The sequence below is a fragment of the Ensifer adhaerens genome, from assembly GCF_013283195.1.
Taxonomy (GTDB): Bacteria; Pseudomonadota; Alphaproteobacteria; order Rhizobiales; family Rhizobiaceae; genus Ensifer; species Ensifer adhaerens_G.
Genome location: NZ_JABEKT010000003.1, coordinates 434,164 through 442,840 on the forward strand (window position 1 = coordinate 434,164; position 8,677 = coordinate 442,840).

The 8,677-nt window shown below is 53.8% G+C and carries 9 protein-coding genes and 2 pseudogenes; 5 read left to right on the plus strand and 6 right to left on the minus strand.

Annotated elements, in window-relative coordinates:
• Nucleotides 1–76: 76 nt before the first annotated feature.
• The gene (locus LPJGGPFB_RS25050) at nucleotides 77–991 is read right to left on the minus strand and encodes a LysR family transcriptional regulator (protein ID WP_173422915.1); all 915 of its coding nucleotides are present in this window, start codon (nucleotides 989–991) and stop codon (nucleotides 77–79) included.
• A gap of 119 nt (nucleotides 992–1,110) precedes the next feature.
• On the opposite strand from LPJGGPFB_RS25050, the gene LPJGGPFB_RS25055 reads away from it, so the two are divergent.
• Nucleotides 1,111–1,329 (plus strand): helix-turn-helix domain-containing protein, encoded by a 219-nt coding sequence (locus LPJGGPFB_RS25055; RefSeq protein WP_173422916.1) that lies wholly within the window; start codon nucleotides 1,111–1,113, stop codon nucleotides 1,327–1,329.
• Nucleotides 1,330–1,463: 134 nt separating this feature from the next.
• On the opposite strand, the gene LPJGGPFB_RS25060 is transcribed toward LPJGGPFB_RS25055, so the two are convergent.
• From LPJGGPFB_RS25060 to LPJGGPFB_RS25080, 5 genes are read right to left on the minus strand one after another with little or no spacing between them, the layout of a single operon-like run.
• Nucleotides 1,464–1,730: an LrgB family protein gene (locus tag LPJGGPFB_RS25060; protein WP_173422642.1), complete on the minus strand. Its 267-nt coding sequence runs from the start codon at nucleotides 1,728–1,730 to the stop codon at nucleotides 1,464–1,466.
• Between the two features lie 32 nt (nucleotides 1,731–1,762).
• Nucleotides 1,763–2,446, minus strand: a complete 684-nt coding sequence (locus LPJGGPFB_RS25065) for a hypothetical protein (RefSeq protein WP_173422643.1) — start codon at nucleotides 2,444–2,446, stop codon at nucleotides 1,763–1,765.
• The gene (locus LPJGGPFB_RS25070) at nucleotides 2,443–4,362 is read right to left on the minus strand and encodes an AAA family ATPase (protein ID WP_173422644.1); all 1,920 of its coding nucleotides are present in this window, start codon (nucleotides 4,360–4,362) and stop codon (nucleotides 2,443–2,445) included. The genes LPJGGPFB_RS25065 and LPJGGPFB_RS25070 overlap by 4 nt, the downstream gene beginning before the upstream one ends.
• The gene (locus tag LPJGGPFB_RS25075; protein WP_173422645.1) at nucleotides 4,349–4,876 is read right to left on the minus strand and encodes an ABC-three component system middle component 5; all 528 of its coding nucleotides are present in this window, start codon (nucleotides 4,874–4,876) and stop codon (nucleotides 4,349–4,351) included. Before LPJGGPFB_RS25075 ends, LPJGGPFB_RS25070 begins: the two co-directional genes overlap by 14 nt.
• Complete coding sequence (locus LPJGGPFB_RS25080; RefSeq protein WP_173422646.1) at nucleotides 4,877–5,374, minus strand: ABC-three component system protein; 498 nt, start codon at nucleotides 5,372–5,374, stop codon at nucleotides 4,877–4,879.
• A 511-nt stretch (nucleotides 5,375–5,885) separates the two neighbouring features.
• On the opposite strand from LPJGGPFB_RS25080, the gene LPJGGPFB_RS25085 reads away from it, so the two are divergent.
• The 4 genes and pseudogenes from LPJGGPFB_RS25085 (at nucleotide 5,886) to LPJGGPFB_RS33275 (ending at nucleotide 8,439) form a co-directional block, all read left to right on the plus strand.
• Nucleotides 5,886–6,134 carry a FitA-like ribbon-helix-helix domain-containing protein gene (locus tag LPJGGPFB_RS25085; protein WP_173422647.1) on the plus strand — a complete coding sequence of 83 codons (249 nt, stop codon included), beginning with the start codon at nucleotides 5,886–5,888 and terminating at the stop codon, nucleotides 6,132–6,134.
• The gene (locus LPJGGPFB_RS25090; protein ID WP_173422648.1) at nucleotides 6,131–6,553 is read left to right on the plus strand and encodes a type II toxin-antitoxin system VapC family toxin; all 423 of its coding nucleotides are present in this window, start codon (nucleotides 6,131–6,133) and stop codon (nucleotides 6,551–6,553) included. The genes LPJGGPFB_RS25085 and LPJGGPFB_RS25090 overlap by 4 nt, the downstream gene beginning before the upstream one ends.
• Nucleotides 6,554–6,571: 18 nt before the next feature.
• Nucleotides 6,572–7,639: pseudogene (locus tag LPJGGPFB_RS25095) on the plus strand (tyrosine-type recombinase/integrase); the annotation flags it as partial.
• Nucleotides 7,640–8,003: 364 nt separating this feature from the next.
• Nucleotides 8,004–8,439, plus strand: a pseudogene (locus LPJGGPFB_RS33275) (hypothetical protein).
• Nucleotides 8,440–8,677 lie beyond the last annotated feature (238 nt).

The following is an 8,677-nucleotide window of genomic DNA, read 5'->3' on the forward strand; positions in this document are numbered from 1 at the left end:
TGGCCTTTCTGGAAAACAGGAAGTCGAGATCGTCGGAAAGCCTGACCAAGAGCTACGCCGCGGAAAGGCGAGCCGGTCACGATCGGACAACGTCCCCCACTCTCCTTCCCGGACGCGCCAGCGACCGGGCAATATCGATGATGTCGTCCCGAGACGCCGTCGGGTCTTCCTTGTTCCAGGCAACGCCGAGCCCGATCTTCAGATCGACGCCACGCACCGGCTTGAGCTCGAAGTTGCGGTTGGGCACGTCCTTCGTCCATTCCGGGGCAAAGCCGACGCCAAGGCCGGCGGAGACGAGCGATACCAGCGAGAAGGTATCGTCACAGCTGTAGGCGATGTTGCCGGTGAGACCATGGGTCTCGAACATCTCGGAGAAATAGCGCTCGCTGTAGGAGAGGTTCTGACGGGAAAAGGCGATGATCTTCTCGCCCCTCAGATCGTCAATGTCGATCTCGCTGTGAGCCGCAAGCCGGCTCGTCTTTTCGACCGCCAGAAGATAGCGCTCATGCGCGATCGAAAAGAAACGCAAGGAGCCAATGTTTTCGACGGGGCGGATGAAGCCGAGATTGATCTGGCCGTTTTCCAGCCCGCGGATGATGTCGCTGGTCGAGCCGCTGCGCACATGCAGCGCCACGTCGGGAAACTTCCGACCGATGCGCGACAGAAACGCCGGAAGCACGCCGGTCGTTGCCGGATAGACGGTCCCTATCCTGATCGTGCGTGCCGCCTTGCCGGCGACCGAGCGTGCGACCTCGGCCGACAATCCAACATCGCCGATGATCCGAACGGCACGATCGTAGAACGCCTCCCCTGCCCGCGTCAGCTCGACCCGCCGCGTCGACCGATCCAGCAGCCGGACACCGAGTTCCTTCTCAAGAGACTGGATGTGCGAACTCAACGCCGGTTGCGCGATGTGCATGCGCATGGCTGCCCGATGGAAATGCAGCTCCTCGGCCACGGCGACGAAGTAGGTCAATTGGCGAAACTCCATCATCGATCCTCACTGCCGCAAACAGACATGGGCAGGGCGGGTTCGGAACTGTGGCCGCTGCTTCGATTGTAGAGAATACTCCGTGGATGAATACTCGACAAGTCCGCTGTGCTTCACCGATGGACATTCGAGAGATTTTTGCGAAGAACTTGAGGTTGGCGCGGCAGGCGAAGGGTCTATCGCAGGAAGAGCTCGCACACCGAGCAGATATCGACCGGACCTACATCAGCTCGCTTGAACGGTGTGTATATAGCCCCAGCATTGAAGTTCTAGACCGTCTCGCGCAGGCGCTCGGCGTTGACCCGGCGGATCTCATCAAGAGATCAGACGACAGCTAAGTTCGGTTCGTCGGCTTCATTCCAGTCGATACATTATGCGACTTTCTTTTCTCAGAACGTGAACATTTTGGCAACAATCCAAAGCGACGCGTTTCGGGACCATCTGGTTTTCCATCGCAAGAAGCGACCGACGGCTATGATCGCGCTCTACAAAAGATCTCTGTCGGAGGACTTATCCTGTGCGAGGCCACGCCGACAGCAAACCAGCGAGCTGCATGATCTGTAGTCTTCATTCTCTGCATGAGGGGCGTCGCCATGACGGCGCCGAAAATGCCAGTCAAAATCACCGATCGGGCAGTTGGCTCGACGTTTCCGCCGAGGCCAGATGACACAGCCATGGCCACCCCTGCCGTTGCCGACTTCGTAAGGAACGAGACAAGGATTTCGTCGGCGAAGTCCAAGTACCTGCGCTACATCGCACTGAGCTGCGCGATCAACCGCTGTGATACATTGCGCATACGACATGAATTGTCGACGCAAAACTAGGAATAGATATAAGGATAAATCCAAGAAGATAAAGTATACTTGTCGCATATACACTGAATCTTGCGGTGTATCTGTTGTTTACATTATAGAAGCTGCGAAGTACATCAATCTGAATCTGATCGTCTTTCAGTTGTCGAAAGTGGTCCGAAGCGATTTTCAGAGTGCAGTTATCGCGCTGCAACCAAGGAGCTCTTTCAACAAAGTCATTAATAATAGCTCTTCGCCGCGCCTTGATCGTGACGAACATGCTTCTCAGATTTCTGGCAGTAACGCGCACTAGCTCCCGTTCAATATATTCAGAGATATTAGGGAAGGTTTTTATCAGTTGAGGTGCAAATATACGAAACACAATTGATCCAAACCCGATCAACGTCAGGCCAAGATAAAGAAAATTTAGCTTTTCAGCACCGCTCATAAGAGGCGTGCAGCTCGCCGTTTGATTTATCTGGTTATATTGCATGCCAACATTAAATATATATTGATCAAAGCTCGAATGGTATATTATAAGATAACCGATAAATGGAGCCGCTATGCTTGCAGTTGCGAAGCTAGAACGCCCAAAGCCGGAAACCAATTCCCAATTGAAGGTTTGTCGCAACCAGTTGTCCGGTTCATATTTGCTGTCTGTCATCTGAGAAGCTTCAATGTCCTGTTCTCGTGCGTATAAAAGTCGCCAACGGTAAGCTCCGGTACATCTAGTTCAGGCGCAATCATCGAAGTGGCGATGATCACTTGATGTTCAGAAACCGCTGCTTTCGACTTTGCATAAAGTAGCTTCTGGAAATTGCGGCTCCGTTCCGGCTCCAAGCCTTTATCTTCCACGGTGTCCATTATGAGGAGCCGGGGGTGAGAAAACGACGGATCATTAGCAGCGGCGAAGAGAAAACCGGCTAGGAAGCTATTTCGGAGATATACCATCGAGCTTGCAGAGAAGAAGGATTCACCGTTCACAGCCAAGCGATCAGCATCAAATTCGAAACTTATCGTATCAGCCGACACGAAAGTTGACTGCCTTTCCAGGTCGTTCTTGAGGAAAAAAAGAACCTGCTCTTCAATTCGATTTTTCGCATGAACTCTTTGCCGTTGGGTTTTCTGTTCCTCCGAACTTATGATTAAGCTGTTGCTAATCTGCTCGTCGGACAACTTTTGACGGAGCAGCGTTAACTCAGACAGTTCACCAACTATTGCTTCTTTCAGGACAAGTTCTTCGAGCCGCCGATAAGCGTAGCCAGCTTCTCGGTTCAGCTTCCTCAACTCAGCTCTCATTTCGGTAGTAGGCGTCCGCAAAGCAACCATGTAGCGCTCACTCGCCTGCTTCCACAGCCCTGTAAGCTCTCCCAGCTCCAGTCGAGTTTGCTCAATTTCCGCCTCCCGTTTCTTGAGCAAATCAGATGACCTGTCCTTTTGCCGTGAGTATTCGTTTATCAGCCCTAGAGCTCGCCTCTTAACACGGTCATGGTCGTACGCAGATTTGCAGAGGCTACATGCGCCATCAATCGCATGGTCTTTTATTGGCGCCAGGCACGAAGGGCAGCATTCGAATTTCAACAGGTCAAATGCGGAAAGAACCTCTTGTGATTGGTGCAGTTCTTCGATGCGCTTTTCAAGCGAGCTGATGAATTCAGCAGAATCAGCCTTCTGTATCTCTAGCTGATCGAGTTTTTTCCGTGCATTGCCGATACCCTCCTGCAGCGACACAACTTGTCGATAGGTCTCCTCCTGATCGTTGAGAGTGAGACGATCGGAGGTCTCGGTGCGGAAAATGTTTTCTTCAAGATGAGAAATTTGAGTATTCAACTTCTCAATAGTAACTTCCAGGGTTCTTCGTTCGCCAGTTAGCCATTCGATTGTCAACGGGTGCCCGTCGCGGCCGTGCGTGCGGATCAGCGTTTTTATTCGGCTTTCGTTATCACGAACAAGGTCTTCAAGTTCCCGTTTCCGAAGTCTAGCGAGGTAATATCTGTTGCTGTATGCCCCAGAAAGTAGATCCCCCACAGTTTGACGCGTGATGGCGTCGTCAAAACGTTGGTCTTTGAATATTTTATCTACAGAAGATAACTGATCTGAATACAACAACCTAAGAACTTGGTTCATTGTTATTTTGGTATTTGAATCCCCATATTGCACTTCTGGAAGGTTCAAATAACGAAACAAGACCTGAGAAAAGCTGTCGACTGAGCTTCTGGCATATGGATATACTCTCCAACCTTCGGCAACTGAGTTTACTGCTTCGGAGAGTGGGCCTTCAAAAATCCGCATCGGCCTTTGAGACTTGGGCGCGATTTCCCGTGCCAAGGTTATATCGATGCCGTTTACCCGCACCTCCGCCAATGCCAGATCGCATAGTACGGCGGTTTCTCGCCACTGGTTTTCCGGAATGTCCCCGCCTAAAACATAGAACAAGAAATCCATTATTGTGGATTTTCCTGAGCTGTTTTGGCCGCGGATGATGTTTAGGCCAGAGTGGAAGCGCTCACGGAAAACGCTGTTACCCCCTCGAAAGATAGCTAGTTCAGAAATTGAGAGATTTGGCTTAAACATTGTCATATCGGTATTCCATAAGCCCACTTCTGTACTTGATACCTGCGTCGCCATAATATTGAATTGAGGGGATATCTTTACTTAAAAGCGCCATCAATTCTTTATTTTTTTCGATATGCTCCTGTATCGATAGCACTAGATTTTCCGGGACTCGGCCCGAAACTAACCTCGCGACACCCTCACTCGCGTCTGCTGAGTTGATTAGCCCCTTTGCTATAAGCGTTTCCCAGGCGAGTGCTTGGAATGTTTCCATGCGGTCAAAGAGGACCGCTTTATCGGGAACAACATCGTACGGGGTTTTGGGGTATCGACGCACAATTGCATTCCGTCTGGCCGCGAAACCTGCGACCGTGCGTGGAGCGGAGAATTCGTCCAGAAACCATGGAAAGCACATGTAAAAATCGCATACACGTAACGTATCTCGGCCTATTCCGCCGCCGTCTGCCACGCTTAGCAGCGCCAAGAAGCGAAATACGGTGTGGTACGGGTCATAGGCTGCGCTGTAAGATAAGGAGAACATCTAGTGCCACCTTACGAAACAGCGATCGGCCAGCCAGTAGATCATTCCGCGGATATGGGCATGGTAGAGGGTAAAGTGAGCAAAGCCATCTCCCATGTCTGCGATCGTTGGCTCGATTATTTTTTGTTCAATGATTGACTCGACTTCCTGCCGACTGAGGTTCGATATGTTGGGCTTAATATGAACATCAAACACGTCACGAATGCGCCAAAGGAAATAGGCGAATATTCGTTGGGCCGATGGGAAATGTCTAAATTTCAGAAGCAACATATCGAAAAGCTCAAGCTTTTCTTCCGCGCTTTCGACCTCATCATCTCTGCCTGCATGCGTGAGCTTAGCAGCAAATCCCTTGTGCTCTTCCGATGACCTTCTATTCTCAAACATTGCAAGTTCGTCTGCAAAATTACTTTCGGCTAAATTGCCGCTGCAAATCTCTTTATCGAGTTTGTCCAGTAGCAAGACGATTTGCGATACGCGCGTAACGGTAATTGCAGTCACGAATGTTTGCCCAAGTGATTCCCCTCGAACGATAGGATAGCGCAACTAAACAAGAGGTTGAAGATTCATTGTTGGAATAAACTAAGTTGTTTTTATAACTCGAAATGCTCCTGACGCGCCTGCCGACCACGTCATATCAGGAGGTGGATCGATGGAGACCAAACTCTCGCGCCTCAAGGGGAATGGTCGAGACTTAAGCTTCAATTAACCATCTGAATTAACGTCTTAAATTTCATCAATGGAAGTTAAGCAGTATTATGTTTCCGTCATTCGGACGCCATTTTCCGCAACCAATCACTATCGATAGGTTTCAAGTATCGATAGTGATGGATTTGGAGTCGCAAATCCACCTAAAGTCCGTCCCAACACTGCTGCCGGGTCAAATCGTGGGCAAAACGGCCGTTTTCGCTCGACGTTTCCCCTCTTGTGCGCGCCCGAGGCTGTGCGGCTCCAATTGAAAATTGGCCATCAATGCATTATATGCAATCAATGATTACTGGAGGCAGTGCACATGGCCAGCATGACCATTCGCAACATCGACGATCGACTAAAACAGAGGTTGCGTGTCCGCGCCGCGACCCATGGCCGATCGATGGAAGACGAGGCACGTGACATCCTGAAAATGGTGCTAGCTCAACAGGCCGCGCCGGGAAACCTCGCGAGTACGATCCGCGCCCGCTTGCAGCCGCTCGGCGGCGTCGAATTGGAACTTCCCGGGCGCGAACCGATTCGTGACGCTCCGGATTTTTCTGCAATATGATCGTTCTTGACACCAACATCATATCCGAGCTGCTCTTGCCAGTCCCGGAACCCTCGGTCGTCGAATGGCTTTCGGATCAACCCGCCGCCGCCATCTTCACGACCACGATCACGGAAGCCGAAATCTTATATGGTCTACGCCTGCTTCCCGATGGTCGGCGCCGGCGCGACCTTGAGGCGGCAATCTTGCCGATCTTTGCGCAAGACCTCGCCGGTCGCGTCCTGCCGTTCGATCGGGAGGCCGCAGACGTCTACGGGATGATCGCAACTGAGCGGCGCAAGGCGGGTCGCCCGATCAGTCAGTTCGACGCCCAGATCGCCTCCATCGCCCTTTCCCGCGGCGCCGCACTGGCAACTCGGAATGTTCCGGATTTCGGGGATGTCGGTTTGGTAATCATAAATCCTTGGCAGGACAGATAGGGTGGCCGGCGCAAATCGATCGACGTCACAGCTGGGTCGATACTGCATCGCGCCGGAGAACTCGACGCTCTGGATGCCATCCTGCCGTTTGATCGGCGCGACCAGCTCGCCGCCCTGCTGACGGACGACGAAGTCGCCACACTCAAGCATCTTGCCAGCGAAGGCATGGGCGACAACACGCTCAGGGCGCTTGCCTCCGACCTCGGTTACCTCGAGGCCTGGTGTCAACTGGCCACGGGCAGCCCCCTCCCCTGGCCGGCGCCGGAGAGCCTGCTCTTGAAGTTCGTCGCCCACCACCTGTGGGACCCACGCAAGCGCGCCGAAGATCCGAGCCACGGAATACCGGCGGAGGTTGAAGCTGGTTTGCGTGCCGGCCGAATGCTTCGGGCAAAAGGTCCGCATTCCCCCGAGACCGTTCGGCGCCGGCTGACGAGTTGGTCCATCCTGACCCGCTGGCGCGGCCTTACGGGAGCCTTCGACGGCCCCTCCCCCAAGTCAGCGTTTCGCCTTGCTGTCCGTGCCAATGCCCGGCCTCGGCAACGAAAAAGCAAGAAGGCCGTGACGCTCAGTATACTGGCGCAGCTTCTTCAGACCTGCTTCGGTGAACGGCCAGTCGATCTGCGCGACAGAGCGCTATTGTTGACTGCATTCGCCTCCGGGGGGCCGCCGCCGTTCGGAAGTGGCTTCGTTGCGGGTCGAGGATCTCGCTGACGAGGAGCCGGTGCAAGGGGATCCCGCCCATTCGGGCTCCCCTTCCCTGCCCTGCCTGTCAATCCGGCTCGGTCGCACCAAGACGACGACGAGCGATGACGACCAAAAAGTTTTCTCGGCCGGCCGGTTGTGGCGCTGAAGCAATGGCTGGAGCAGGCTGGCATCAAGGATGGTCCGGTCTTCCGGCGTATCGATCAGTGGGGCAATCTCGATTGGCGCCCGCTCTCGCCACAGTCGATCAATTTGATCCTGAAAAGCCGTTGCAAGCAGGCCGACCTCGACCCGGCGCTTTTTTCGTCGCATGGATTGCGATCAGGTTACCTGACTGAAGCGGCGAACCGCGGGATCCCGCTCCCTGAAGCGATGCAACAGTCGCAATGGACGGGCGGCCCGGCTGATCGTCTAGATAAGATTGCGCGCTGGAGTGGCCCGCCTTTCAAGTGACTGCCAATCTTCTGCCTGCGATCGGTTCGCCGAACCATCGATCAAGCGATTTGATCAACAGGGCAAGTTCTCCGTCTTGCCAGCTGACAATCCCGACGATGAATTTGGTTGAGAGGCGCGCCGAACAGCTCTCCGGCGCGCACTGAAAAGCAGTCTGGTCAACTAGAGCCAGCCGCCGTTACCGTATTTTCGGTCTTCAGCTCCACGGGCCAGTATTTGGTGATTGGACAGCGCGCGGGACGAGGAACAGGCTGATTGAGCTGGCATTCGCAGCACTATCTGATTGGAGGCGACAATGAGGCATCACACATTAGAGCAGATGCAGCACGTCGCGCAGATCGAACCCGTCTTCCCCTGCATGGGATGTCGCGCCGTCAGCGACTTGAGCGCTGGGCCGAGCTCCTTGAAGCAATACGACACATGCACCTCGATACGCTTCACGAGACCGAATTCCAATCCACCGAGGAGCGAGATGCACTGCGTTGCGACTATTCCCCGATAACCATCGCATTCCGCGATCCCGTTCTCCATTCGGCCGGCATTAGAAACGATACCTATGGCGAAGCTATACGGTTCTTCGAGATCAGTGACACTGAGTTGCACGACGTTGTCTGTTACTGTCGCTTCGGAACGACCGTGAGTGCGGCCGCAGCGGCTCGCCAGGTCCGTGTCGTGCTGTCGGACAAACCATGGGCTTTTGGTCCACACTGCGGGCGTGTTTCATCGGCTAACTCCGTTGGCGTGCAACCCAACTCCACGACGATTATGTAGGCCCCAGCATTCCGCTCGGCGGCGGCGGGCTCTTAGCATCCCCTCGCATACACCCCAGTCCGCCCAATCTCCTCTGTCGCGGGAGCTATGGCGCGCGAGTCACTTAGAACTGGCGGCAAACCCTGACAGCTGTCAGGGTTTTGGGCGTGGACTGACGCTTCCAGCTCGTCCTAATCACCGGACGTTGCGCCCAAATAA